Origin of the sequence: Akkermansia biwaensis (assembly GCF_026072915.1) — a bacterium.
Classification (GTDB): Bacteria; Verrucomicrobiota; Verrucomicrobiia; order Verrucomicrobiales; family Akkermansiaceae; genus Akkermansia; species Akkermansia biwaensis.
Genome location: NZ_AP025943.1, coordinates 878,294 through 905,242 on the forward strand (window position 1 = coordinate 878,294; position 26,949 = coordinate 905,242).

At 48.1% G+C, this 26,949-nt stretch carries 19 protein-coding genes; 6 read left to right on the plus strand and 13 right to left on the minus strand.

The window, feature by feature from the left end:
- Positions 1–280 precede the first annotated feature (280 nt).
- The gene (locus tag OQH67_RS03580) at positions 281–1,084 is read right to left on the minus strand and encodes a PP2C family protein-serine/threonine phosphatase (RefSeq protein ID WP_265145641.1); all 804 of its coding nucleotides are present in this window, start codon (positions 1,082–1,084) and stop codon (positions 281–283) included.
- A gap of 475 nt (positions 1,085–1,559) precedes the next feature.
- Between OQH67_RS03580 and OQH67_RS03585 the strand changes: the two genes are divergently transcribed.
- Positions 1,560–1,967 carry a hypothetical protein gene (locus OQH67_RS03585; RefSeq protein ID WP_215434599.1) on the plus strand — a complete coding sequence of 136 codons (408 nt, stop codon included), beginning with the start codon at positions 1,560–1,562 and terminating at the stop codon, positions 1,965–1,967.
- A 177-nt stretch (positions 1,968–2,144) separates the two neighbouring features.
- Here OQH67_RS03585 and OQH67_RS03590 read toward each other — a convergent pair whose 3' ends face one another.
- Positions 2,145–2,900, minus strand: a complete 756-nt coding sequence (locus OQH67_RS03590; protein WP_215711612.1) for a class I SAM-dependent methyltransferase — start codon at positions 2,898–2,900, stop codon at positions 2,145–2,147.
- 331 nt (positions 2,901–3,231) lie between these two features.
- Between OQH67_RS03590 and OQH67_RS03595 the strand changes: the two genes are divergently transcribed.
- Complete coding sequence (locus OQH67_RS03595) at positions 3,232–5,160, plus strand: NAD(+) synthase (protein WP_215434593.1); 1,929 nt, start codon at positions 3,232–3,234, stop codon at positions 5,158–5,160.
- Between the two features lie 75 nt (positions 5,161–5,235).
- Here the strand turns inward: OQH67_RS03595 and OQH67_RS03600 are convergent, their stop codons facing one another.
- Complete coding sequence (locus OQH67_RS03600) at positions 5,236–5,571, minus strand: DMT family transporter (RefSeq protein ID WP_067571975.1); 336 nt, start codon at positions 5,569–5,571, stop codon at positions 5,236–5,238.
- Positions 5,572–6,125: 554 nt separating this feature from the next.
- A complete protein-coding gene (locus OQH67_RS03605) occupies positions 6,126–7,310 on the minus strand; it encodes a sialidase family protein (RefSeq protein ID WP_215458846.1) in 1,185 nt (394 codons plus the stop codon).
- Between the two features lie 696 nt (positions 7,311–8,006).
- On the opposite strand from OQH67_RS03605, the gene OQH67_RS03610 reads away from it, so the two are divergent.
- Positions 8,007–9,245 carry an AGE family epimerase/isomerase gene (locus tag OQH67_RS03610; RefSeq protein WP_215434587.1) on the plus strand — a complete coding sequence of 413 codons (1,239 nt, stop codon included), beginning with the start codon at positions 8,007–8,009 and terminating at the stop codon, positions 9,243–9,245.
- Positions 9,246–10,247: 1,002 nt separating this feature from the next.
- A complete protein-coding gene (locus tag OQH67_RS03615; protein WP_215434583.1) occupies positions 10,248–11,003 on the plus strand; it encodes a hypothetical protein in 756 nt (251 codons plus the stop codon).
- A 239-nt stretch (positions 11,004–11,242) separates the two neighbouring features.
- Here OQH67_RS03615 and OQH67_RS03620 read toward each other — a convergent pair whose 3' ends face one another.
- The 5 genes from OQH67_RS03620 to OQH67_RS03640 form a co-directional block, all read right to left on the minus strand.
- A complete protein-coding gene (locus OQH67_RS03620) occupies positions 11,243–11,422 on the minus strand; it encodes a hypothetical protein (RefSeq protein ID WP_215434579.1) in 180 nt (59 codons plus the stop codon).
- The gene (locus OQH67_RS03625) at positions 11,419–11,928 is read right to left on the minus strand and encodes a hypothetical protein (RefSeq protein ID WP_215434576.1); all 510 of its coding nucleotides are present in this window, start codon (positions 11,926–11,928) and stop codon (positions 11,419–11,421) included. The genes OQH67_RS03620 and OQH67_RS03625 overlap by 4 nt, the downstream gene beginning before the upstream one ends.
- Positions 11,929–11,965: 37 nt before the next feature.
- Positions 11,966–12,556 carry a sialate O-acetylesterase family protein gene (locus OQH67_RS03630; RefSeq protein WP_215434567.1) on the minus strand — a complete coding sequence of 197 codons (591 nt, stop codon included), beginning with the start codon at positions 12,554–12,556 and terminating at the stop codon, positions 11,966–11,968.
- Positions 12,557–12,909: 353 nt separating this feature from the next.
- Positions 12,910–14,166 (minus strand): DUF2254 domain-containing protein, encoded by a 1,257-nt coding sequence (locus OQH67_RS03635; RefSeq protein WP_215434564.1) that lies wholly within the window; start codon positions 14,164–14,166, stop codon positions 12,910–12,912.
- A gap of 83 nt (positions 14,167–14,249) precedes the next feature.
- Positions 14,250–14,501 carry a hypothetical protein gene (locus tag OQH67_RS03640; protein WP_215458845.1) on the minus strand — a complete coding sequence of 84 codons (252 nt, stop codon included), beginning with the start codon at positions 14,499–14,501 and terminating at the stop codon, positions 14,250–14,252.
- Between the two features lie 150 nt (positions 14,502–14,651).
- Between OQH67_RS03640 and OQH67_RS03645 the strand changes: the two genes are divergently transcribed.
- Positions 14,652–16,172, plus strand: coding sequence for a M60 family metallopeptidase (locus tag OQH67_RS03645; RefSeq protein ID WP_215434558.1), 1,521 nt, complete (start codon positions 14,652–14,654; stop codon positions 16,170–16,172).
- A gap of 1,113 nt (positions 16,173–17,285) precedes the next feature.
- On the opposite strand, the gene OQH67_RS03650 is transcribed toward OQH67_RS03645, so the two are convergent.
- From OQH67_RS03650 to OQH67_RS03660, 3 genes are read right to left on the minus strand one after another with little or no spacing between them, the layout of a single operon-like run.
- Entirely contained in the window at positions 17,286–17,567 is a 282-nt protein-coding gene (locus OQH67_RS03650) for a hypothetical protein (RefSeq protein ID WP_215719857.1), read from the minus strand.
- 4 nt (positions 17,568–17,571) lie between these two features.
- Positions 17,572–18,213 carry a hypothetical protein gene (locus OQH67_RS03655; protein WP_215434551.1) on the minus strand — a complete coding sequence of 214 codons (642 nt, stop codon included), beginning with the start codon at positions 18,211–18,213 and terminating at the stop codon, positions 17,572–17,574.
- A 23-nt stretch (positions 18,214–18,236) separates the two neighbouring features.
- Positions 18,237–19,259: a DUF4917 family protein gene (locus tag OQH67_RS03660; protein ID WP_215434548.1), complete on the minus strand. Its 1,023-nt coding sequence runs from the start codon at positions 19,257–19,259 to the stop codon at positions 18,237–18,239.
- A 635-nt stretch (positions 19,260–19,894) separates the two neighbouring features.
- Here OQH67_RS03660 and OQH67_RS03665 point away from each other — a divergent pair.
- Positions 19,895–20,419 (plus strand): hypothetical protein, encoded by a 525-nt coding sequence (locus OQH67_RS03665; protein WP_215434545.1) that lies wholly within the window; start codon positions 19,895–19,897, stop codon positions 20,417–20,419.
- A gap of 1,077 nt (positions 20,420–21,496) precedes the next feature.
- On the opposite strand, the gene OQH67_RS03670 is transcribed toward OQH67_RS03665, so the two are convergent.
- Positions 21,497–26,707, minus strand: coding sequence for an NACHT domain-containing protein (locus tag OQH67_RS03670; RefSeq protein WP_215434541.1), 5,211 nt, complete (start codon positions 26,705–26,707; stop codon positions 21,497–21,499).
- Positions 26,708–26,949: the final 242 nt, after the last annotated feature.

Here is a 26,949-nt window from a genome sequence, read left to right on the forward strand (position 1 = left end):
TTTTTTACCGCTCCCGGCAACTTTTATCGACGGCAGTCCTGCCGTTACTTAGAAAGGCGGTGTTGGAAGAAACATTCATCCTTCACCATCCCTGCCCGGGCCGAACCTTCGCCGTTTCCCTTCATGGCCGCATACCGCCCTCCCTCCGCTCCAGCCCGGGCTTCCTCCGGAGCGCTCCGCAGAGGCGTTTTTCTCTTCTCTCTGGCAGAAGGGTTTTCCATGCTTTCGGAGGCTGTCTCCATGAACGGAAACAATCCTTCCGTCAAAATCCGTTAAAAAATCACGCCCCCGTTATTTCCACGCATATCAGCGTGGCGTTGTCCTGGTTCGGAGCGCCGTCCCTGCCGATGCCGTCCAGAACGGAACGCACCAGTTCCTCGGCGGACAGGAGGGACAAATACCGCATTCCCGCCGGTCCTAGGGAATCAAGGTAGGGGCCCACTCCGTCGCTGGCCACCAGCAAACGGTCTCCGGGCAGCAGGGGAAAACATTCATCATGCAGGTCCACCAGGGGGACCTCCTTGCCCATCAGGGCGGATGTCAGGGAGTGGCGGGAAGGATGGCTGAGCGCCTCCTCCCGGCTGATGGAGCCTTCTTCCACCATCTGTTCCAGTTCCGTGGAATACTGATGCAGGGTATTGAGCAGAAACATTTTTTCCTCCCGGATCAAAAGAAGGAGGGAATCCCCCACGCTGACCCACCTCAGCCCTTCCGGGCCTATCCAGGCGCCCACCAGCGTGGTTCCCATGTCGTCGTCCGTTCCTCTCTTCTTCCGTGCGGCGCGCACTTCCTCGTTGGCGGCAACTACGGCGGCCTTCATCCGCTTTCCCGGAGAATGGCGGTTTTCCCTCTCAAATGTCCGCGTGAAGCCGTTCACGGCGGCACGGCTGGCCAGTTCCCCGCCGCTGTAGCCGCCCATGCCGTCCGCCAGCAGAAGAACCAGTGCATCCTCCCCGGCCAGAATGGAAAAGGAATCCTGCTGATTGCTGCGGGCACCCAGAATCTGGTCCCCGTGCAATCCGGAGACCAGAAAAGGTTCTTGAGAAAAAGGCTGCTGCGTCATGACGGTGGATGATTGTAGCACGGAAAACGCCCGCGGATAAAGCAAGAATAGCGTGAAAGAAGAATCCCGGCCCCGCACCTTCACGGGCCGTTCCCCACAGGGCATGAAAAGGTATTCCCGTCCGGATGCGGAAAATTTGGTGAAGGACTGACCGGAAAAACCGAACGGGAAAAAGGCGGGAAGAAACCGTGCCACGCTGGAATGGAGCCGGAAACGGCCATCGTTGGACGTTCATCTCCCGTCGCCGCATGCACGGCCTCTGGATTTTCCATAAGATTCCGCGCAGCAATGCGGGACTTCATCCCATCTTCCAGGGACTGCCTGCCCGGAGAGGGGAATCTTGAAGAAAATGGCCGATGAGATGATGAATTCATGGGAAAAAGGAATTTCCTGCATGGGAGCTTCCGGCTCTCCCAAGGAAATAAACCCGGGAATTCATTTTTACTGGCTTTTGAAGAACCCGCCCTTCATATTTCAAGTATCTCTATTTTCACCTATGAATCCTGACTCACCCTTTCCGTCCGTCACGTGGGAGGTGGACGGCGATCCCTGCGAAACACAGGAAAAAGCCCTTTCCGCCATCAAAAACAACATGGAGGCTTTTATCATCTGCACCCGCGGAAACGATTTCCTCCAGGCCATCTGCGATGACCCGGAAAGCTACCATTGCGAAATGTCGTTTGCCGCCGGAAAGAAGAGGGAGCTCTACGTGGCTCCCGACAATGTGAACTACTCCCAGCTCTGTGACCTTTTTTCCCGTTATGCCGCGGGGGAAGACTTTTCCCATCTTAAGGAGGAATGGACACTGTATGTAAACAAAACCCATTTCTATACTTCCCTCATCATCGGACTGCTGGTTCTGGGAATCGCGATTTTCCTACTTTTCCGTTCCCCCAACTTCTAGCCGGAGGCCTTTTTACTCCTTCATTCAATTCCCGAACAAGCGGCAAAACAGGCTCCTTGAATCCAGGCCTTCTGCCAGGGGAAATGGGCGGTGCCTGCCCGGAAATACACTATTGCCGGAGGAAAAAGCGGGCTTCTCCTCCCAACCCTGGTTCCTCGGAGGCGAACCGTGAAAGGCTCACTTCCGGCAGTCTCCCAGATACACGACGGTTTCATTCGGAACCGTCAAACGGCCATTCTCCTCAAACCGGTCAAACAGCCCATTCAGGGCGTCCAGCCAGGAGGAACGCCGTTCATCCTTCTCCATCAGGGCATAGGAGGTGGACATCATGCGCTGGAGATATTGTTCCCGCGTGTAGGCCAGATCATTCGGAAAACGGAATATCCGGAAGCGGTGATCAAAAAACTCCCCAATCCTGCCCGTCAATTCAGCCAGGCCTCCGCTGAATCCATGAAAATGCGGGCAATAAAGCCGGTGAATACTCCCCTCCTCACGGACAATGGGGCTGTCTTCCAGCCTTGAATTCCAGAGGAGGGCCGCCCTGCCTTCCGGGGTCAGAATGCGGCGGCACTCCCGTTTGAACGCAGCGGCGTCAAACCAGTGAAACGCCTGCGCCGCCGCAACCATATCCACGGTCCCGGAAGGCAGCAACGTATGCTCCGCCGTTCCCGGAATGGAATGAAAGGAGGAAAAATCCTTCAGGGAAAATTCCGCTTCCCGGCGCATGTCGTCGTTGGGTTCCACGCCGTACACGGTCCAGCCGCGTTCCAGCATGGCGCGGGACAGAATGCCCGTTCCGGAACCTATGTCCGCCAGGCGGGGATTCTTCCGGCGCGTTTCCTGCGTCAGCAGTTCAAGAACGGCGGCGGGATATCCGGGCCGCCCTTGCACGTAGGCCCCGGCTCTCCCTGTAAATCGGTCGGTATGGTTCATCGGTCTTGGCGGCATGATTGACTCTTTTCTCCCGCCTTTCCAGCTTCAATTCCGTCCCCGGAGCATGAAAAAACGCCTTCCCGCCGGATTTAGGGGAAGAGGCATGAATCCCGCCGCCCGTGTCCGGCCCGTTGCTGGCGGCCTGCCGGGTCCCCTTTTTCCTCCTCCGCCTCCATGCCTCTGAAAACAGGTGGAAGTCCAATCCCCACTGATGGCTTTACAACTCTTTCACGAGCTTTTAGTATCCGGAGCAGGCCCGCCCTTCCCGGATGGCATTCTGATTCCGGGAAAAAGATTATCCGCGGGTTCCATTTTCCAGACAGCGCCGCCCATGTTCGGATACTACAGACTTGCCTCCGCCGTCCCCCAGCTCCGGATAGCTGATGTGGACTACAACGTTGACCGGCTCATTGCGGGCTTCCGGGAAGCCTCTGAAAAGCAGGCCGCCGCCGTCGTTTTTCCGGAGCTGAGCATCACCGGATATTCCTGCGGAGACCTTTTCTTCCAGCCGCGTCTGAGACAGGCGGCCCTGGAAGGCCTGCGCCGTTTTACGGAGGCCACGGAAAAATCCGGCACGGTCGCCATCGTGGGCCTTCCGTTCCTGTACGGGGATGCCCTGTACAACACGGCCGCCGTCGTGCAGGCCGGACGCGTTCTGGCGCTGGTTCCCAAAACGATGCTGCCCAACTACCGGGAATTCTATGAAAAGCGGCAATTTACCTCCGCCAGGGCCCTGGGAACCGGAACACGGGAAATAACCGTCAACGGCGCTCAAGTTCCCTTTGGTACGGATATTGTCTTTCACGATATGTCCTCTCCGTTCAGCTTCGGCGTGGAAATCTGCGAAGACCTCTGGAGCGTCATTCCCCCCAGTTCCACGCTGGCCCTGCACGGAGCCAGAGCCATTCTCAACCCGTCCGCCGGGACGGAACTCACCGGGAAGGCCGCCTACAGGCGCGAGCTGGTCAAACAGCAGAGCGGCAGATGCCTCTGCGCCTACGCGCTGTCTTCCGCCGGCGTCCATGAATCCACGACGGACGTCGTCTTCGGCGGCCATTGCCTCATTGCGGACAACGGAAGGCTGGCGGCGGAAAGCGCGCGCTTTCTCAGGGAAAATTTCCTCATCCTGGCGGACGTGGACTTTGAACGGCTGGCGGCCGGCCGCCTTTCGGAAAGTTCCTTCAACGACAACAAACCCCTTCCCTCCACCGGGGAAATGCTCCACGTGACGCTGGAGACGGATGTTCCCGCCTCTCCCGGTCTGGAATACGCCTTCAACCCGCCCCGCCCCTTCCTGCCCGTTCCGGAACACCGGGACGAACGCTGTGAGGAAATCATCTCCATCCAGACGGCGGGAATTGCCAAAAGAATGGAACACGCGCGCGTCCAGCGGCTCGTGATCGGCATCTCCGGGGGGCTGGACTCCACGCTGGCCCTGCTCATCTGCGCCCGCGCCTGCCGGCTTCTGGGACGGCCCGCGTCAGACATCCTGGCCGTGACCATGCCGGGATTCGGCACCACGGACAGAACACGGAGCAACGCCGTGCGCATGTGCCGCCTGCTGGGAGCGGAACTCCGGGAAATCCCCATTTCAGACGCCTGCCTGCAGCACTTCCGCGACATCGGGCACGATCCGGCGGAACGCACCACTACTTACGAAAACGTCCAGGCCCGCGAGCGTACGCAAATCCTGATGGACCTGGCCAACAAGACGAGGGGCCTCGTCGTCGGCACCGGGGACCTGTCGGAAATCGCGCTGGGCTGGAGCACATACAACGGGGACCACATGTCCATGTATGCGGTCAACTGCTCCATCCCCAAGACGCTCATCCGCTGCCTGATCGAACACATTGCGAAAGAATCCGAGCCGGAACTGGCCGCCACCCTGGTGGACATCAGCAATACCCCGGTCAGCCCGGAACTGCTGCCCCCCTCCGACGACGGGACCATCGAACAACGGACGGAGGACGTGCTGGGCCCCTATGACCTGCACGACTTCTTCCTGTTCCACTTCATCAAATACGGAGCGCCCCCGAACAAGATCCTTTACCTGGCGGAACACGCCTTCCGGAACGAATTCCAGCCGGAATTCATCCGCCGCTGTCTGGACATTTTTATCCGCCGCTTTTTCCAGCAGCAGTTCAAGCGCAGCTGCATGCCGGACGGCCCCAAGGTAGGCACCATCTCCCTCTCCCCGCGCGGCGACTGGCGCATGCCTTCCGACGCGTGCGGAACCATCTGGACCGATCAAATTTCCTGAACTCCCGTACCCGGCGCGCAGGGTGCGGCTTCATTCAGCAAGGGAAAAGGCTCACGCCTCTTTCACGGCACTCCGTCAATGGCCGGGCGCCATTTTCAGCCCGATGATGCCGATCAGCAGGAAGGTGGCCGCCAGCATGCGCCAGACGTTCGAGGAATCCCCGAACCAGATGATGCCCACCATGAAGGTGCCCAGCGCGCCGATGCCCGTCCATACGGCATAAGCGGTGCCTATGGGAATATTCCGCTGGGCCAGCCACAGCAGAAAGCCGCTCAGGGCCATGCTCAGTATGGAAAAGGCGATGCAGGCGGCAAACCTGCCGGAACCCGTGCCGGGCGCCTGGGAAAGCTTGAACCCCAGAGGCCATCCGATCTCGCAGAGACCGGCCAACACCAGATAAATCCAGGACATAGATGAGAATAGGAATCGTCTTGCCGTCTGCCGGCCTTCCCGAATGAGAACGCTCCAAGGGCAACGGATGCCTTGCAGGGTACCTGCGGACGCCGCGGAATCAAGACTGCAATCCATGCGCTCTCTGTCATGCCGCCGAATTCCACATCCAATCCTGCCATTCCATCCGTGGAGAAAGGACATGTCCGGACAATCAGAAACAGGAAGGAAAATCAACCGGGACAATAGCCCAAGCCCATACAATCCCTACAAAAGATTTTTAATATTATCCAGGCTCCTATCCGCCTTCTTCTGTTCAGCTATACGGCCGCCGAGATCGTCTATGATGTGCAGGCACGACCCCGTTCGGGGGTCCCGGTACCATTTCATAAGAAATTTCTGCTGCCCGCTCCTGCTTTTAAGGTTACCACGATTTACACTGTATGGGGGAAGGGTTTTCCATCTCCATGTAAACCATCATTCCGGCCAAAGGGATATCCCCACTCCTTTTTTCACAACAAAAAAGCGGGGCCGGAAAACCGGCCCCGCCCATAAAAGGCAGACTTGCAGAAGGCTTACTTGATCTCCGGCGCTTTCTTGCCGGCGGCCAGCCCCGTGTCCTTCCCGTCCGTCAGCCAGTCAATCGTGATGGGAACAAACTTCAGCTTCTTGATATGCGGCTGGTTCTCCTCATAAAGCACGCCTACTACGCCGGGCTCCACCATGGCAAGGCTGGAATAGGCAAAACCGCCTTCTCCCAACAGTTTTTTCATCGGCCAGGTCTTGCCGTTGTCATAGCTCATCGCCACCTGCCCCTTGATGCGCCGTCCGGCGCTGGGTCCGGAAAACAGAAGGCGGCTTTTACCACCATAGACAGGCTGGTCGGCCAGGGAATAAGTCATCAGAGAATTCTGCGTGCTGTCGCAAAACAGCTCCGGAGCGTCTTCCACCTGGCCCCATGTTTCCCCGCCGTCCTCAGACCACACGATGCGGCGGCAGTTCCCGCCGCCCCAGTGGCGCGCCACCATGACAACGCCGCCGTTATCCGTCTCCGCGATGGATGTCTCATTCACCAAGCCCTTCATATTCGTGGTCGGCTGGCCCAGTTTCCATGTCTTGCCGCCGTCGTCACTGTAAATGCAGGAAATCACCCATTTGCCGAACGGGCCTTCGTTCATCGGAATTACCAGCCGCCCCTTGTGGGGGCCGCTCTTCAGCTGCGTTCCGGCATTCGGGCCGGAAGCCATGATATCCACCCCTGTGGGCCGCTTGGTCGTCCTGGTAATATCCACGGGCTTGCTCCAGGAAGAACCGCCGTTTTTGCTCTGGATCATGAAATTGCGGATGCACTTTTCATCATCCCACCCTTGCGGAATATTGGGCTGCCGTTCCTTCACCCCGGCGGGATAACGCTGGAAGACGACGGTCACCGTCTTCGTTTTGGCATCATAAACAGGGCATGGATTGTTGAAGGTGGCTCCGTGCGCCTTGGCAATGGCACGGGGCGAGCTCCACGTCCTGCCCCCATTTTTGCTCACACTCATGATAATATCGTTTTCCCCCTGGTCCGTATTCTTGTATCGGCCTTCGGCAAACGCCAGAAGCTGTCCCTTCCCGATCTGGAGCAGAGCCGGAATGCGGATGGACGCATAAGGATTCCCCTCCCCGGCGCTGAACACGGTCACGGCCCTGTCCGTGGGAAAGCCGGCCTTTTCTTCTTGCCCCAATGCCGGCAATGCTACGGCACATGCAACACTCATCAAACACTTGAACACGGAATTCATCATCCTTCCCATCCTATTCCATTTCCTCCTTCCAGACAACAGCCATGTCATGAATTGGAGTGAAGACCAGAGGAACCCTTGAATAATGAGGACAATCAGTTCGACTTTCCAAAACCTCCTCCCCGCCCTGACGCGCGCGCCGGAAAAAGAATGAAAAGGGAAAAAACAGACCCTTTGCGGAATTCATGACTCGATAGTCGTGCGCGCTCTTTTTCCCTCTTCCTGAGAGAATTTGCCGTCCGGGTTCTCAGAATGTGAAAAAACAGCGGCAACAACAATTCATGCAGCATGAGACATTGACAAAACTTTCTGACTGTCAAATCGGAAAGAAAAATGAGCCGTCTCCGGAACAATGGAAAATCCACCCACATGCCGTTCCGGTCATACATGCAATGAACATCTGTTAAAAGGAATCCTGCGGCAAGGAGCCTTTCCCTTACGGAAGCTTTCGTGCCGAGGTCATACTCTCAACATGAAAATATGGCAGCCTGTCAAAACCGATACGAACATGCAGACGTGACATGTTCCCAGTCCCGGCGGAAATCCTTTCAGAGGAAACAAAAAAACGATGATCCATGCAGCAGCGTGCATCCTTTCCCGCCTGGATGGAAAACACCCGCTTACCATGCATTTGCAGCCGGGAAACAGGGGGCGTCCACAAACGGAATGCCCATGAAATGCAACGAAAGACATACGATGGAAACTAAGGAAACATTGCAATCTTTGGACGAATGGTCCAGACAGGAATTAAAGGACATCCTGGATTTTTATATCAATTATGATTATGACCCCAAAGGCGGTTTTTACGGAGCCGTTCTGAGGACACTGGAACCGGTCAGGGAGGCGGACCGTTCCATCGTGCTCAACGCCAGGCTCATGTGGACCTTTGCAAGCGCCTACCGCCTCCTGAAGGATCCCCGCTACCTGGAAATGGCCAACCATGCGAAGGACTACATCAAGGAACATTTTGTGGACAAGGAATACGGAGGAGCCTACTGGGTAGTGGATGCCCATGGCAACCCCGTCGATGAGTCCAAATATCCCTATGGCATTGCCTTCATCATCTATGGAGGAGCGGAACTGGCGCGGGCAAGCGGCAGCAAAGACGGCCTGAAACTGGCCCGGGATATGTATGAAGCATTGGAAAAACACGCCCTTGACTCCAAACACGGGGGATACTTTGAAACCTTTACTCGGGATTGGAAGAGGAGGGATGACAGCTTCAATATTCCGGACCCTTCCCTGGGGTCCAAGGCGCTCAACACCCATCTGCACATGATTGAAAGTTATACGACTCTGATGCTCGTGGATGATGATCCCAAGCTGAGGAAAACCGTAGGCGAACTGATTGACATCATGACCAACAAGCTGCTGGACCAGGAATACTTCCACTACAAACCCTACATGACTGACGACTGGAAATCGACGGACACCCTCTTTTCCTTCGGCCACGACATTGAGGGAGCGTGGCTGCTGACGGAAGCCGCAGAAGCATACGGCGGCAAGGAACTGGTGGAAAAATGCAAACCCGTTTCCGTCCGGATTGCCGATGCGTGCGCGGACGGAATCAACCCGGATACGGGAGGCCTGTATGCAGAAGCCAACGAACACGGGCTGGTAGACCGCCAGATGTCCTGGTGGGTGCAGAGCGAAGCGGTTATCGGCTTCTTCAATGCCTTCCAGCTGACGAATGATCCCAAATACCTGGCGCTCACAATGAATGTGGTGGACTACATCAGGAACTATGTCTCCGACCACAGCGACGGCAAATTCCGGGAATGGCTCTCCAGAGGAGACCTGGATGCCCAGGACGGAGACAACGAATTCCGGGTAAACGCCTGGAAAGGTCCTTACCACAACGGACGCATGTGCATGGAGTTGATTGAACGCATTGCGAAAATGCAGGCTTAAAACGCCGTTCCCGAAATAGATGCCGTAACTGGCATAAGTTTTCTTTCCGAGGAAACCGTTCCAACGGAAATGCAGACTGAGTAAAAACGGTTGTTTATTTGCCACCAAGGGATGAAGCCTGCCATGTGGTTTCATCCCTTTCCCTTGGAAATCAAACGGGAAGGAATAAAATATCTTGTGCCTGTCCGCAAGGTACAGATGGTCCCTATCTCCAGTTCTTATTCCAAACCGGATAATTTCTTCATCTCGGGAAAACGCCGCTCTTCTGATGAAAAACCTTCCTTCTCCCGCATTCCGTCCGGGTAAGGAAACCTTCCCCGGAAGGGAAAATAAGACGCTTCTCTGCAAGCCGTGCCGAATGTCTGCTCAAGAATGAAGAATGTGCGGACGGACAAAAAGGGACTGCGGCTCCTTCTGAAACCTCTGTAAAACAACAGGCTCTACATACTGTCTGCTTCTTTATTGTCATGGGGGCGGCAACTTTCGCGCATCACCTTACTACAGATATGGGGTATTTCCCAAAGTCGGCAATGGAATTAATTTAAATGGACATAATGGATGCTTTCCCAGATGAAACAGGCATTTGAAGCTTCATGGAACAGAGGGGGTAAAATGCTGATCTTTATCGAAATCATTGGAGAATAGGCAACTGGACGCACTCGGCCCGGTTCTGCCTGTCTAACGGGGCCGACTTCTGCGGAAAAGATGATCAATCATGGAATATCCGCCAAGTTACAAAATCGGATATCGACCGAGGCCGCACGGCAATTTCGGAAGAACGTATGACAATCCTGAACAAGCGGAAAAAAGCGCGTTAATGTCTATTCCAAAAACTGGGGCGTCTATTGAACTACAGAAACTTAATATGTTCGTCGCTTTGTGGCACCATGGGAAAAAGTGTTGCGCAGAACAAAATAAACCACTTAATGTAAATTACATATAGATGATATCGAACATTTTCACCAGCACTTACTTTAATATAAACAGTAAAAAATATTTTCAATGAAAAACTTTTTCCTCATTCTGGTGGCATTTGCAGCTTGTAGCTCGGTTCAAGCCGAACTTCTGTCCCATTTCCTTGACGGGCAGGAAAGCCCTTATAACCACGCTGCCACAGTACCCGGCATTGACTCTTCGGGAGGCAGCCAGATGACTACTTATGAGGGGGCCATCACTTCATTCACCTACAGCAGAAATCAGGATAAGATCAGCTTCCCAACCGTATCGGGTGGCAGTGGCAACTATTGGGCCCTGTTCAATGATCATACAACGCCGAGCGACACCCCACACTACGACAAATCATATATTCAATTTTCAACCAAGGCAGAAGAAGGAAAATCCCTTGATTTATATAACATTACATTTGATTGGGGGGCGGCTGTCCTGGAACCGACAACAGTAACTTCACGGTTCGGATTTGAAATTTTCGCCAACATAGGCGGAGAGGATTGGATACCTCTTGGTCTGACAAGCCAGCGAGGCATCATTAATGTTGGAACAGATGCAGGATTCAAAACTTTTGATCAAAGTGTATCTTTCGACTTAACTTCCTGGAGCCAAACCTACAGCAACATAAACGAAGTCACATTCAGAATTGCTTTTGCCAACACGACCGAAGATGTTGAGGAAAGTTTGGCGATTAGCAACATACGGCTCAACGGCATGGTGCGTGATGCTATTCCGGAGCCTTCGACCTCCATGCTTGGCTTGCTTGCTTTCATTGGCTGTCTCGTTCGTAGAAAAGTCCGGCCAGCTTAGAATGAGACAAGTTGCAACAGCAATAGGAAAAATTCTCGACCCTTCTTATTTTCTAAACTATACGCTGGACAAACAATCTACAAACGATAACCAGGCCTTAGAATTCTCTCATTTGAACCGACTCCAATTTGGGGTATAGGCTACTAAAACCAGAACAGGAACTCCATGTCTTGTAGAAGGAATGGATAAACCATGCAGGAAGAAAGGAACAAAAGCGGCTCCGGCCTCCCTATGGAAATCTACCTGGAATCCGTCTTGTTCATCCTGCCCCGGGATTCCAGGGGGTAATCGAAAAACGGGCACCAGTTATCCATGCGGTGCACCACGTCCTGAATCCGGGTCTTAACCTTCTCCCCCTGGGAATCTCGCAGGCACCCGCGCGCGCTGGTACGCGGACCGGAGGGAAGCTTCTCCTTCAAGGTCTTCCGTACCGGAGGCCGCTGCCGGAAGGGTCTGATGATGTTACAATGTGGACAACATTGCTGCCGTTCAAGCTGACGGGCTTAATCTCCAGAGGCTCTTCCCGGCTATTCACCAGGGAAAAACCGTAATTGCCCGGATCAAGAATCGTCCTGGTATCCAGCACCAGAGGAGGCACAGGAGCGAAAAACTTTACGTCTACCGTCCAATCCTGCCCTTTCCTGCCGATGACATGGGCGACGGGATGGATGGGCTTCCATTTCACGCCTTCCACCATCACCTTATACATGACGTATCCGGCATACTCCCCGTAAAGACGGGACATGGGAGCCGTCAAATGCACCCCGTCGCTATAGGTGAAATGATATATGGGCGTGGTCATGATGTACCGTCTGTCCTTCTCCAGGGCCAGATCCAGCTGGGCCACGGCAATGACAGGGTAATCCGTGGGATTCTGGACAAAATAATTGAGGTGGGAAGAAACCTGGTATCCGAAGCACAGCACGTCATTCTTCTGCCCGGTAACGGCCTTGGCGTCCGCGTCAATATCCTGAATCAGCGCGCATCTTCTCCTTGTACCATTCCCTTGTTTTTTTGTCCTGCTGGTCGGTTTCCCCCTGCGTCCACAGGAAACAAGGCATGGAAAAAGTCTTTCCGGCCTTGTCCGCCAGCTCGCGGCCCGCTGTCAAATCATCCAGAATGCGCTGATAAGGAGCGTTGCTTTTGGAAAGAACACCGATGCTGACGCCTCCCACGCCGTCGGCAGAGCAGAGGAACCGGACCCTGGCAGCCTTTCCGGCATCGCGCTTCTTCAGCAGGCGCATGAAATTACCGGATGCTCCGGAAACGGGTGTCTCCCCCCTGGCGCCGTCCGGAGAAACTCTCTCCACCAGAGGAACGGCGGCGCTCCGGTCATTGTCGCCCTCAAAAGGCCGCACACCGCCCTTGAACATCAAATTGCCGTTCTTCTGCTCCGTGATCACGACCGGCTTGGCCGTCCGCCCTACGGAAAGCGACTGCCCATAGGACGGCAGGTAATTCCAGTCCGTTAAAACGGGCTTCTGAGCAAAACTGCAAGGGACACCCGCCATCAACAGGCAGAAAAGCACCCCGGAACGGACACATGTATTCATCTTCATAATAAGATCACAAGATCATGAGCATGTACGGCCGGGTCCTCATTAAAATTTCCATGCGGGGAAGAAATCATCAGGAAACGATGAAACTTGATCATCCCTGAAAAGACGGCATTCTAAAACATTAACCATCAGCTATAACAACACGAAACAGCCACGCCCTGCCTCCATTGATGAAATAAAAATGTCGGGAGCCTTTCCATTTTCCGGGCCGATTTTCACCAACGAAGTCTGCTCGGGAATAAATCCTTTGTTACGACCCCAGGCATTTGGGAAGCTTCACGCTGTCTTCAAAATTCAGTCCGCTCGGTTTTGACCGGACTTCCCTTTCTCACGGAGAAACCAACCGTCTAATCAATGACCAGCTTTTTTAAGGCTTCCTTATCTTCGTCAAGTACTACGGTTCTGACCGCGTGTTCATAGCATAACCGGGAATATTTCCGGGCTGCTACTTTGAACTGTTCATTATCCAGGCCGTACAGCGCGGTAAAAGCCTTCAACAGCTTGATGTCAATAACCGTAATGCCTCCTTCATCCCGAAGGATAGGGGCAAAAATATCCGAAAACAGATTGGAGACAGTTAAAGGAGGCACCCAGACTCTCTCATGCTTCACCTCGGCATGGCGTTCCGCCTGGGCGTAATTCGTCAGCAACCGGACGCCCCGGTTGATAATATCAATCCCTGTGCCATAATCATTGACGGCCGCGGACAAGGCCCGGGCGGCAATTTCAGCAAGTACGCACAATCCGAATCTGGGATCCTGTTCAAAATTGCGCTCATGGCCAATCACAAAAGCTCCAAGCAGTTCACGTCGGGTTTCATTTGACACAGGTTTGTCAGCATAAACCAGAATCGAGGTAACGGAAACAAAATCCCCCGGTAGCGCAACAACGTAAATATTAAGATCCTTATCTCTGGAAAGGTGGTCCAGCTTCTCCATGTCAATATATTGGATATTGCCTGTCTGATCGCTCCTGACGGGAACGGCATTTTCCGGAATATCAAGCTCCCGGTCAACCAGGGGATTGGCCCCCAGATACGGCTCTCTGGCGCGCGCCAGCAACGCTTTCTGCGTTACTCCCTCTACAAGCTCTGAAGTCTCGCCTACCCGGCCAAGCCGGGATAAATGCTCAATCCACCGGATGAGCGTGACCAGAATAATGGCAATGACCCCCAGCGTGACAACGAACAGCACGACTCTCCCTTTCTGGTCGTACATGCCGGAATTCAGAAAGATGATCGCAATCAGGCTGAAAATGAAGGATCCGATGAACGTGGAAAGTGCATTCTGGGCAGTAGAATCTTCCATCAACAGCTTGGTGGCTCTGGGTGTCACGCTTGACGTAGCCGCTGCGTAGGCGGAAACAACCGTGGTTAAAGAAAAAGTCGTAACCGCCAGCATGCTTGAAGCCAGGATATTTAAAATCGTATCGACCGTATCGGCTCCGATCTTCTGAAAAATATCAAATGGTACAAACTCACCCAGGTAAATCGATGCAATAGCCGTAATAATAGCCAGCAGGGCAAAATAGGTGGCCTTGACCCAAAGCAGCTTGTTAGCCCGCAAAAACAATAACCTGATTTGGAAAATGAAGGACCCTTTCATCAGAAGCTGGAATTGGAAAAACGGTTGAAGGCTACTCTCCTGTTAAAACAGTATCGAAGCCTCTCCGTTCAAGAATAAGACTCTCAAGAAGAAGGAAAGGTGTACCATGTTACAACTTTAATGTCCCCAAGGTAGAAACCAGCGCCATGGAACGCCATGAACCGGGAAGCCCCGCTAACGTGTTCTGAACCTGGGGAAAATGCTTCACCCGAGGCAAATGGCTCAAGCATGACAGCAGCGAATGCCCCTGTCACGGAAACCGCAGCAGGGGGAGGCCAGGGATTAAAACAATGGAAGCCTTCAAAATCACAAGCAAAGAAGATTGACAGTACCATACTGAAGCGCTCCCCTTCATCAAACAGCCCGGGCCTTGTGTTGAAGCCGGGTGGATTTCCGTTTGCCGATAAAAAGAGGAATGGTGAAAGAAGAGGAAAACGGAGAGTGTAACTTCTAACATCGTAAAATCATTCACTCCCCACGTTGTTATGATCCGGATTATTTCATTACTCTCCCTTCCCCTGCTTTCGCTCGCAACGGTATTTGCCGCCAATACGCCGGAAAATATTGGCAATGACCTCCAGCTATTCAAGGATGCCTCCTGCACGGCCCTGAAACAGGATGTTAAGGACACTTCCGCCTTCCAGTCTGACGCGATGAAGGAACTCGCGGGCAAAATCCTGGCAGGCAACTACAAGCCGGACTATCTGTATGCCGAATACCGGGCCCTCCCCTCACCCCGCCAGACGGGCAAAAATCTCAGAATCGGAGATGGATTCAGCAAATACGACAACATGACGGGCGTCTATCTCGAGAAGGGCCAGCATGTGGTTCTGGTCGGCAAGACGGATGGACGTGAAATCAGCCTCCTTCTACCGAACCTGATGCGCAAGCCGGCCGAAGGAGTGCAGCCGACGAAAGACCCCAACGGCTGGGGACTGCACAACAAGCAAATTCCCCTCAAGGAAGGAATCAATATCATTGATGTGGAAACGCCCGCCAACGCCTACATCAGCTACTTCAGCAACGATGCCGATACGGCTCCGAAAATCCCCGTCCATTTCGTGACGGGCAAGGTCAACGGGTATTTCGACACCACCCGGGGCGACACCAACGAAGACTGGGTGCGCCTGCTGGACCAGGCCGTCTCTCCGATTATGGACGCCCGGGGAAAATACATCCAGGTTGCCTACCCCGTTGAATTCCTGAAAAAATTCACCAGGGACCGCGGCACTGAACTCATCAACGCCTACGACAAACTGATCGGCATCCAATACCAGCTGATGGGCCTTGAGAAATACGGCAAAATCCCGAAAAACCGCGTCTTTGCCCGTGTGAACTTCAACTACTACATGTTCCGCGATGGCGATGGAGTCGCCTACCTGGGAGACAACGGCACCATGCGGATGGTAACCGATCCGGAAAACGTCCTCAAGGGCGACGCCTGCTGGGGCTTCTCCCACGAAGTCGGACACGTCATGCAAATGCGCCCGATGACCTGGGGCGGCATGACGGAGGTCAGTAACAATATTTTCTCTCTTCAAGCCGCCGCCAAAACAGGCAACGAAAGCCGCTTGAAGCGCCAGGGCAGCTACGACAAAGCGCGCAAAGAAATCATCGACGGAAAAATCGCCTACCTGGAATCAAAGGATGTCTTCAACAAGCTGGTCCCCCTGTGGCAGCTCCACCTCTACTTTACCAAAAACGGGCATCCCGACTTTTATCCTGACGTGATGGAATACCTGCGCAACAACGCGGGAAACTACGGTGGGAATGAAACGATCAAATACCAGTTCGAATTCATCAAAGCCTGCTGCGACGTCACAAAAACCGACCTGACTGACTTCTTCGAGAAATGGGGATTCTTCAAAACCGGACAATTCCACATCGGTGACTACGCTAATTACGATTTCATCGTCACTCCCGAAATGGTGGCTGAAACAAAAAAATGGATTGCCGATAAAGCCTACCCGAAACATAAAACTGACATCATTGGAATAAGTGAATAGGGTTATTAGAAACTTCTGATTACTCCTTCCAAGAAAAGATATACCGTGACCTTTTAGTAAAAAATGAAAAATCTTTTCTCCATTAGGAAATGTATCACAAGAAAAAATCGAAAAGCTCATTTAAGCATGTGAAAGGAAAAATTAATTTTTTCAGATTTACAGATATTAATATCAATTATTCCTATGAAATCCTTATAAATACTCCTAGCAACATTCAGAATAATTTATTCTCCACTAGTGCGAAGACATTTTCAAAAAAATCATTATAAGCAATTAATTCTAAAATAATTTCTGTAGAAATTGTTTAGAGTATGGAGGTAATGCCAATAGAGAGAATAGAAAAAAGTTTGAGATAATTTAGAGGAATGAGAATAACTGAACTGTCAGCTAATAGATAATATATTGGAACAAGATAATCCTAATTAGAGCAGATTTTGGAGCCATGATCTCAGTCCAGATGATCCCATGAGTTTGGGAAATGTATGGAAAATTAGCATGACGAGGAATGTAGTAATGAACAAGAGGAAATGGATCGTAGAAGAAAGATGGAGGAATGGAAGAGACTGAAGGAAGAGAATTGAAGAAAATTTGTCAAAGGGGCATGTGTACATAAGGTAGCTTCAGAATCGACTATCCCAAGTATTTCACATTTCAGATAGTCTCAATTTGGGATACTCACAACCTAACGTATAAACATACCTTGGGGAGACAGATCATTTATTATATGTTTTAACGTTCCAGCGATATAGCTATGGTATGAAAAATCAAGTCTATTTTCATCTTCTTGTATCAATCCTTCCGAAGGTTTGCCGTAGTCTTTTGTGTTAGACGAGAGAAATGTGATAGATCCTACGAAGTTTTGTTTTCTGCACTGGAAGGCCAATTCCAAAAAATGTTCATAAATACGTCAATCGTCTGCTGATTTTCCCTTTTTTGCAGGAGGAGGACATGCCATGGTTCTTCTTAAATCACAAGAATCATCCATTTTCAAAATCAGGCCATAGCTCAATATTTCATCAAGAAGAAGAATTAACTCGTCTTTGAAACTATCAATATAAGATTTCGTCAATAACGGAGATTCCAAAGCTCGGCAAGTATGGCAAATATCTAACCTTAGAGATAAATTCTCCAATTCGGTGGATAGTTGATGTTCAATATTAGGTCGATGATTTTCAATTCATGAAGTACCAACTCCCGGGTCACCAGGATAATATTCTTTTCTTGAAGAGAATCTCTTAAGAGTTTATAATCATTGACCTGTAAAGCTGTATTTTTAACATTATTGCTTCGATAAGGGATTTTCAGAATATCTAAGAAAGAGCAGGCGTCAATGAAGATGAAATTTTTACCAATTGTAGCGATATGTTCTGATAAATAGGTTATTTCCTCGCTCATAGTTTTATGCAATGCGCCCCTTTTTAATGAAGCGAATTAGGTTTAGGCTTTCTCTATATGACGAGGCTAATTCATCTGCGGCTTCTTCAGACCAGCCGTAGGTTTCTTGTAAAAGTATGCGAAGGTTATCTTCATGTAGCTTTTTGTATTCACGTCTTCTGTACACAGAAAGAATAAATCGATACCAATTTTCTTTATCACAAGGGTGATGATGGACTGTTCGACGGTTTGCCAAATAAGAAAAGTTAGCAAGCAGTTTTTCGCTTGTTTGGGATAAATAAGTGCGGAGATTGGCCGCATCTGGTGAAATGAATTTCATCAATTTTGAGAATGCTGTAGAGATAAAATCCGTTAAAAGCTCGTTATATTCATCAACACTTAATTCCGATTTTTCTGTAGGAACTATGTTGACTACTTCTAGTGACTTCTCCCTTTGCATGAAACATAATCCAGCTTTAGGCAGATCATTCCCTTTGTAGACATATATATGGTATATACCATCTTGAAGAGCTCCCTTCGATGATTCATTACTCCAATTTTGATCCTTAGCCCAATTTGAAGTTAAGTTACTGTCAATGGTGTTGATTGCACTTTGAAGATGAGTTATAGAGCTAAAGAAATGTTTAAAATTACGAAGTACTTTCATTAATAGTTTTCTAATTCTTTGAATTATCGCCAGACTTTTGCACTTTCCGATCTAAAAAAAGTTATATTTAAAGGAATTTTTGGATTGTAATTTAATCTTTCATTTACTAGAGAGTTTGCGTTTTCTATTATTTTAATATTATTTTTAGAATTTTCATCGCCAAATATACTAACATATAAATTTTTAATTTTTCCAGCAGCAATTAAATTCATGATATGTTTATCGTTTTCGGCTAAAGAATGGCCATATATAAACAAATTTCCTGCTATGGATGCAAAACTTCTATAAGCCTTAGATAAATAGGCATTATGATTTATACGTGTCATTTTTTCTTTACTAGTTCCTTCTGATACAAACACAGGAAATCTATTTGTCTTAAGAGCATAACGAATTTGTTCAATTAATCGTATACCCGTCTTACACCAAGTAAATTTAACCATTTTATCTCCATCGTCAAAAATATGCAATGCTCCATGTAAAAAATAAACATTCGTATTATGATTTTCAGAACTCCATACCACAAATCCATCTTTTTCTTGAGATGTGCTAAATCCGTCATTGCACTTGATTTTAATATCCTCTCTATTCATTAAATTCATTATTGTCCAATATAATAATAAATCATAATTTAAAGTATAAATGCAATCAAAATTTTGTAAAAATAATCCGCAATTTAAATATTCTGAATCCCGTATTTCGCTAGGTAGATCAGGGTGTTTACCGCATATTGTTTTTAGGAGTATTTCTTTTAATAAAGAAGAATCGTCCTTTAATGAATTTCGTAAATTAGGATCCGTATTATACAAAGGAAGAATAAAAGATGATTTGTCTAAAACTTGTATAACTTCTTCAAAATCATATGTTCCCAATTTACTAAAAAGAGATTTTATGTGCTCGTTATTTGAAAAATCTGCTGATTCATATAAATTTTTATACAAAAATATTTCGCTACGACAAGCAATGCTAAAACCATTTCCTAATAATATGTGCTTCTTGCCAGTACACTGAGAAAGAGCTTCTTTGAAGGAGATTATCTTTGTATCCATTTGTAAAAGTATCGAGAATTATAAAAAAGTTCTCTTTGAAGAATAGAATATTTTTGTTTTTCTGCAAAGAAAAAGAGAATGAATAAATGAAAATATTGAATCTTGTTTCCCAATATTTCCGCCATATCTCAACAAACAAAAACCGCAATATACTCATTACGAATATATTGCGGAAAAAATTGATGGCGGACAGGGAGGGATTATTTCAATTGATAGTCAATTACATATCATAAATATGTGCCCTAAAGTGTACCCCTTGAGGCGTTTTTTATCGGATCAAATGGCGGTTGAGATGACACGCAACACGATGGAATAATAGATTCCCAAAAGAGGTTTGTCCAATGAAACTGGCTACCGATTGAAGGAAATACGTGCTCTATTTGAATGAAAAGTGGTTTTTATGCAACAACCTTTTAGACAATAGGGATTATCTTTTCAAATGGAAGATTATTAGTAAGTTAGGTGTCTATTCTGATGTCTTGTCCCTGTCGTATTGTCTTCTCTACTGGATAGAGAGCAATTGGGAGTATTAATCCGTTATATGAAGATGAGCGGGGCAAGTATTCGCCATTTCCCGGTCTCTGCATGCATTTGCGTGCAGAGGCCTTTTCATCATCAACCATCAATATATCATCATGGCTATCAAACTCATCGCCAACTACAGCAAACGCCTCGGCCTGCCGGGGTATTCTTCCCATCAGTTCGAAGTCTCCATAGAAACGGAGATCGGAAACACCTCTGAACTAGATTTCGCCGCAGAACGTATCTATAGCTCGCTCCAGTCCGCTGTGGATGCCCAAATCCGGCAGGTCGGATTTGTCCCCGATGCTTCTTATGGTTCGGGAAGTATATCCGGCGCTCCGCTTCCTGCCATACGTCAGGTTCCGCGGATTCCTATGCAGCCGTCCCTGGAAAAACATCCTGCGCCCACCTCCGATAATCCGGCATGGCATTGTTCGGAAAAACAGAAGCAGGTTATACTCTCTCTGGCTCGTAAAAACGGAATGGCCGATTCCGCTCTTCATGATCTTGCTGTACTCTGTTTCGGCAGGGCCGTCTCTCAGCTGAACAAGTTGGAAGCATCTACCCTGATCAAAGAACTGATGGAATCATTCGGAGGAACATCACGGAAGATTTCCTCCCCCGGGAACTATGCCTGACACAAGACAAGAATTGTGTTTGGAATACGGTGAACATCTGCTTGTGTCCCTCTTACTTGTCCTCCTCCATGGAAGGGGGCAAGTAAGGGCTTTATTTTATCTGCTACGTCCTTGACCCCTATCGTGAAATGAAAATTGTAGAGAAATAGATTACTGGAATCATGATTCCCATGAAATCTGTTTCTATCTCGTACAAAAAGGAGGCGACTTATGTCTTGAGCCAGGAAGTCCCCGGGATTGGGTTAACGAAACACTTCCCCGAAAAGCAAGTATTTGCGTGGGGGTAAGTCCACATTCATGGAAGGTATCATGCAGCAGCAGGTGGAGAGCAGAGTAAGCCGAGAAAACATGATTTGGATCAATTTTGCCGACGATAGGCTCTCCCCCTTGGCACTGTGGAAGGCTTGGGCGGGATTCATGAGGACTATTACGGGATGTATCCTGAGAAGAGACACAGGGAGAAGGTGTATTTCTTTTTTGACGAGATCCAGATATTTCCTCAATGGTAACTTTTCGTAGGGCGTCTGCGGAGGGAAGAAGAATCGACTTATTATTACAAAACAAGGCAAGGGTATGAGGTGAATTTACTGGCTATCCCGCCCGATGGAGGAAAGATGCTGGTACAGGCTTGCGAGTTATTGGAAGATGAAACGACAAAAGCTCGTGAAGTACGGGCACTCACTGCTGCTATGGAGGAAACGAACGTGCGCCATGGCCGGATTCTTACCGAAAACTATCACGAGGATATCAAGGTATCTGTCAGGACGATTCATTGTGTGCCTGCTCCGTATTTCCTGATGGAACGGGAGTTCCCATCCCTATGATATCCGACGATTCCGGTAAAAAAGATCCTTCATTTCTCCCGTTTTTCCCCTATGAACGTAAGCAGTATATTGAGAATCTCTAAGAACTTCTAAAAGATCATCTTCATAAAAATTATCTGGATCTTTATCCTGTTCCCACAATGAATAGTTTGAGATTGGGGAGAGTGTATGGAGGAGTGGCATGATTACTAATGGAGAAAGGAAACAGAGAAAATGGACTACAGAAGGACGGCAGAGGAGTGGGATAGAGGGGTTAAGGTGTATAGTTACCATCGGCTATTTGTTTTTGAATTTCAATCGCTATCGAGTCTTGTTGAGCAGCAAGATTCATAGTCAATATTTTAAAGGCCTTCAAAGCCTTTGGTCTTTGACGAATATCATTGAAATGATTCTGCCATGCTAGCTGCAACATATTTTTAAAATGACCTTGAGTAGCTACAGTTTTCCAAAAATATGAACCTGCATTCTGCCAATTAGGCTCCAACCATTCAAAAACATCAACCAAAAGTTGCTTTCCTGCATCGCTTATCACAAACGCAGCAAAATCAGATTGGCCGTATGCATCATGTCCTAATGTACTAGCATGGCGGGCAAAAAGATCATGAAGTGCAGCGACAAGGGGTGCATGATCTTCATCTCGAACAGAGCGATTCCAACCATCATAGAAAAAAAGGCATTTCCATACTTTATGTCCATATCGATTTGATGTACCTGTCCACAGAGGTGAATCAAAAAGGAATTCAACCATCGCTCGCCATATTGGAATTAATTCAGAGATTTTTGCTGGTTCAACTCTAATTGTTTCCATGAGCACGTCGCCCAAAAATTGGCTGATATGATGATGAGCTGCAGGAGGAAGACTAAGGATAGGCTCCCATAAACGTCGTTGTTCTATCGATGTACATTGAAAAAGACGACTTGCGATGATCCCAAGAATCTTGCGGTCAACTTCCCAATTTTCATATTCCCATTCCTGGTCATTTCCTTCTTCCGAAGGTAATGTTCTAAGATAAACGGAAAGCATTTCTCTAAAAATCGTCATCCAATGCTTACGTTCTGAGCTGTCTTTGGCCTCCGTTAATGGAGGGAGCCCTCCAAAAGCGGCAAGCAGGATTTCAACATCGAGACCAAAATTCCGTCGTCTAAGTTTTTTAGAGATTATGTATGATTGATTTGAATCATCAGATGGAGGAAATACTTCTTTAACCTCAATACTCTCCCAATGGTCGGTCCATTTTGGACCACAACCTCGTTTGAATTTTGATATCCATTTTTTAGACCATTTGTGAATTAGTTCAGGCTGAGGTTTAAATCCTTCAAGATTTGCTCTCCTCCTAACCACAGAAAAAGCAAGAATGAAACCTTCAAGATCACGGTAAGCATCGCCAAGTCTAGAGCGTTCTTTAAAAGCATCCTCGAACAAAACTTTGATGGTTCGATACCTATCAGCAGTAGCGAAATAAGCGACATGAGATCTCCAATTTTGATCACTTGGAGAATGAATCCAGCACTGGACGACACAACGTGCAAGGAATTCCTCACCATCGACATGAATATCACGAAATGTACAGTAAAAAAACTCAGGTGGATTGCTTAACAATTTTTTCACTTCTTCCTCTATCCAAGGGCGACGCGAAGCATCGTTATTCAACCAATCGTTTCCGATAGAAAGTAATACAGCAAGTAGGGCTGCACGGGCATGACGATGGTCTTGGAGAATAGTTTTTTTCTCATTTCCCATCTGCTCTGATGCTCTTTCAATACCAGTCCAATGGTGAAGCTGTTCCCATATTTCATTCAATTGATTGTGACTGAGGATTGTTCTTTTTTCTAACCATTCCCTACATTGGTAAGGGATAGACATAAGAGCCTGTCTTTGTTGGAATTCATTCTCTCCTTCTATATCACGTAAATCGTCCGGCAGTTCGCATTGCCAGCCCACTCTTCCGTCATCCAATGTGAACTTCTTCCAGTTTGACCAATCAAATCTTGCGGCCCAGCGCAACAATGAGAGGCGTTCTTCAGAATTATCAGGAAGTTCATCTGTTTGAGCGCGCCAGGTTGAAGCAACTTCGTTGAAAGTTCGTCGAAAATCTTCGCTCTCTACCATCCATTTATACGCAAGTTCGTGTAAATGAGTTTGACGTCCATCCATAGATTCCCATTCACGACGAAGATTGTTGATAACCTCGCCATCATGAAACCAGAAACTTGTTCCCAAATTTTCCATAACAGTATGGCTATCGAGCATGTATAGCTCACGTACAAAAAGCAGAGGTTTAAGTTCAACGAGAAATAATTCGGGATGACGTTTCCCCAACGCTATTAACACGCCAGCAAATGCTAATGAGCGTCCTTGTTCGTACAGAAATTGAATTGGTTTTGCAATTGATTCTTTCTTATCAATCTGTTCTTCCAGCCATTTCTCAAAAGCCATCAGCGCGCAGCCAACTACTTCAACAGTATTCATGTGAAATCGTGACCATCCATAAACTTGCTGATTCCCAAACCATGATACTTCTCCATATTCCGTTGGGAATGTCAAAGATTCGGGGCCATTACTGTACCACCAATCATAGTATCGATCTGTTGCAAAATTGATGAGTTTTACAATAAGGTCCATCGCGTGTTCCCACTCAATGCGCAAATAATGGAGAAAAGGCCCCTTTGTATAAAAGGGAGGATACATATCATGATCCTCCAAAAAGGAAAATCCATAGTGATCCTTATCAATACCATGATATTCTCTTGGAGAAAGTGTACGTTTAGGCCAATCCAGTAGAAAACCTAGGGTAGCTTTGTTTGCTGCATCTGGGAAAAGACGGAAAAGACGAATGGATGCATTAGAGTCAAACCAGGCATTAAAAAAATCCGAACTTGTCTTGCGAATTGGACCATCTGGCCAGGACGTAGGGGGATGTTCTACACCGGATCGGCGACTAAATATACTCTTTGGTTCTTCCCACTCTCCCAACCATGATAATTGGGTATCAGGTTCTGTATCTCCGTCTTCCCAAGGAATAATTCCAGCAGCTTTTGAGAGTAATTTTATTGCCCTGTCAGGCTGCTGATTAGCAGCTAATAATGAACCTGCATAAATAGTCTTTCTTCCCTGGCTTCCTCTTCCTATATAGGCAGAACCTTTATCATGGCGAAATTCACCAGAGGCCTCGCGACGCAGTTCTTTCTCGGCATTCAACATGACAATTCCGGCTAGTTCTGGCCATTCGAGTTTAATATAATCCTCGAAACGAGCCCACATTTCGGCAATTTCTCCGAGTTCAACAGGGAGCATATCTGTAACTTGGTCTGGGAACGAAACCAAAAAATCTATGGTTGGCGACCAAACAGGCCACCATGGTAATCGGTAACGATTAATGATTTGTTCTGCTAATTTTGTATCCACCTCGGCAATACGCTTTTGAAACACAGGGTCGGGAATTGTTCCCACAATCATTAATCTTCGTATCATGCGCCGTAATAGCCAGCCATCATTGGCGAAAAGGTCATCAGACAATTCCATTAAAATTTGTCGCGGCTCCAAAGAGAAAATAATACCTTCAAGCCACACATCAATAATTTGAAGAGTTTCAGCGTCTAGTTTGTCACTTTCTTGTTCAATTGCTCCAGATATTTTTATAAAATTACGCCATTTAGATAGATCAGAAACTCTATCTAAATAGTGTTGTGATAAAATACGAACCGCGCGTTGCCAAGGAGGATTTTCAAAGTGCTCCTTAAGAAATTTAAGCTTATCTTGCCCTAGGCCTTTAAGGAATATAACGCGAGACCAATCTGCCAAAAGGTCATGTTCAAAACGTAACAGTCCATCTTGAGTACGTTGCAAAACACGATTGCGAATTAATATATCAGCTGCTGTTTCTGCTCCAGCAACATAGTCGAGAGGAAGTTCCGTACAAAGCTCATTTGCCATATGATAGGCGAGATCCCGAGCCACACGTTCTTGAGAAGAAATATTGTTTGCTCCTCGTACTTGTTGAGCCCACCACCAATCCACCAAATCCGGCTCTCCCGCAATTGGTAGCCCTTCTATAATCTGCCCTGATAAGAGCACATCAAGCATCTTGGGTGTAGATAATAATTTCCGCAATTTTAGATCTTGGAAAAGCCTTTTTACAGTTGGCGAAGAATTGCAGATAAGCTCTAGATCTTCTTTAGCAAGCAATTCGCATTTCACCCGATTCCTAAGTATTGAACTTCCGCCTAAATAACTAAGAAAGTGTGACGATACCCGGTTCCAATCTAATGCTTGGCATACAAAAATTATCGTCCATGGCGAATTTTCAATTCGTTCAAGAGTTGCAACCATTTTTGCTAAACTATTGAACATTTGAGATTTCAAGCATTCAAGTGCATCGACAACCAAAAGTGCAGATGATTTTCTACAGCGAACAAGGACATCAAGAAGATGGGATAAATCTGAATTGATAGAATCCCATCGTTCTGCTTTTATCCAAACAATCTCGCCACCTGTTGATTCAAGTTCAGCAGCATATTTTTTGACTATTGCACTTTTCCCTGAACCTGAATTTCCTAAAAGATGGCATGACGGAGAATTACTAAGAGCTTTTCGTAGTGCTTCAGTTACATCCTTTCTAGGCAGCTGAATACCTCCTGGTAAAGAGTCATTAATCTCTACCATAGCATCTTGGGAAAAAATGTGAATCTTTTCCCAGGCTTGCGTATCGGAGGGATCATCTTTCAGATCAAATTGTTCTCGAAGCTCAGCGGACAAACCGGCTCGATCCATCGAGCCGCCAGAAACTCGTAAATCCTGGGCAAGCTTACATAACCGTTCCCACAATTCGCTGGCCTTACCTCTACTCTGAAGTAGATCACAGCATAGGCCAAATGCTTCTTTTTCGCTGCGAGAGACTGATTCCTCAAAATCGAATTCTCGATGAATCAGTTTGGACAAAAGATTGCCAGGAAGGCCATTTATCGTCGTATCGTTAGTATTACGAAATGACTCGTAGATTTTACGAACATCACCATGAACGATTTTTTGATCGAGTCTGTTTGAGTCCAAGCCCTTGGCTTGTTGACATAAACTGTTAACGTGATCTTTTACAGCAAGAGGCAATGGTGCAGAAGCCAATAATAGTAAATCTGATTCTGCATTGAAGACCGTGTTCTTCATGGTTTTCCACATTCCTTTGCAGACCTCTGGATCACACCCGTTGCTATTCAGAGTGCGGTTGCTTTTAACTGAAACTGCACAATGGATAACGGTTCCTTTACACGTGGGAATATCTAATAAAAGATCTCCGAATGGTTCCCAATCAATCGCTTGCCTTTCGAGTTTTTGAATTGCTTGGAACGATGCCCCAAGAGAAGGTATGCCTGAAAACATTTCGGCAAGAAGCAAAGCAGCAACCTTATCTTCAAAGGAAAACCCTGCTCCGCTCGTTGATTTCAAACTGGGGTACTTCTTCTTAGCCATTTTTAGAATCTTTTGTAACTTTCCCCTTTATAATAGTCAATCGAACATCTGCTTATGCTTCCTTTACCAGTCCTTTCTATAGAGGGGCTGGTAAAGAGCTTTATTTTATCTACTGCGTTCTCACTACTGAATTATTGAATGGAAGTTTATGCATTGAACCTTCGAAAGCAGTCTTAAACTATAATCAAAAAAGATTAATCATTCGCATACATCAATATTCCGTACTTTTATCAATATTCCGT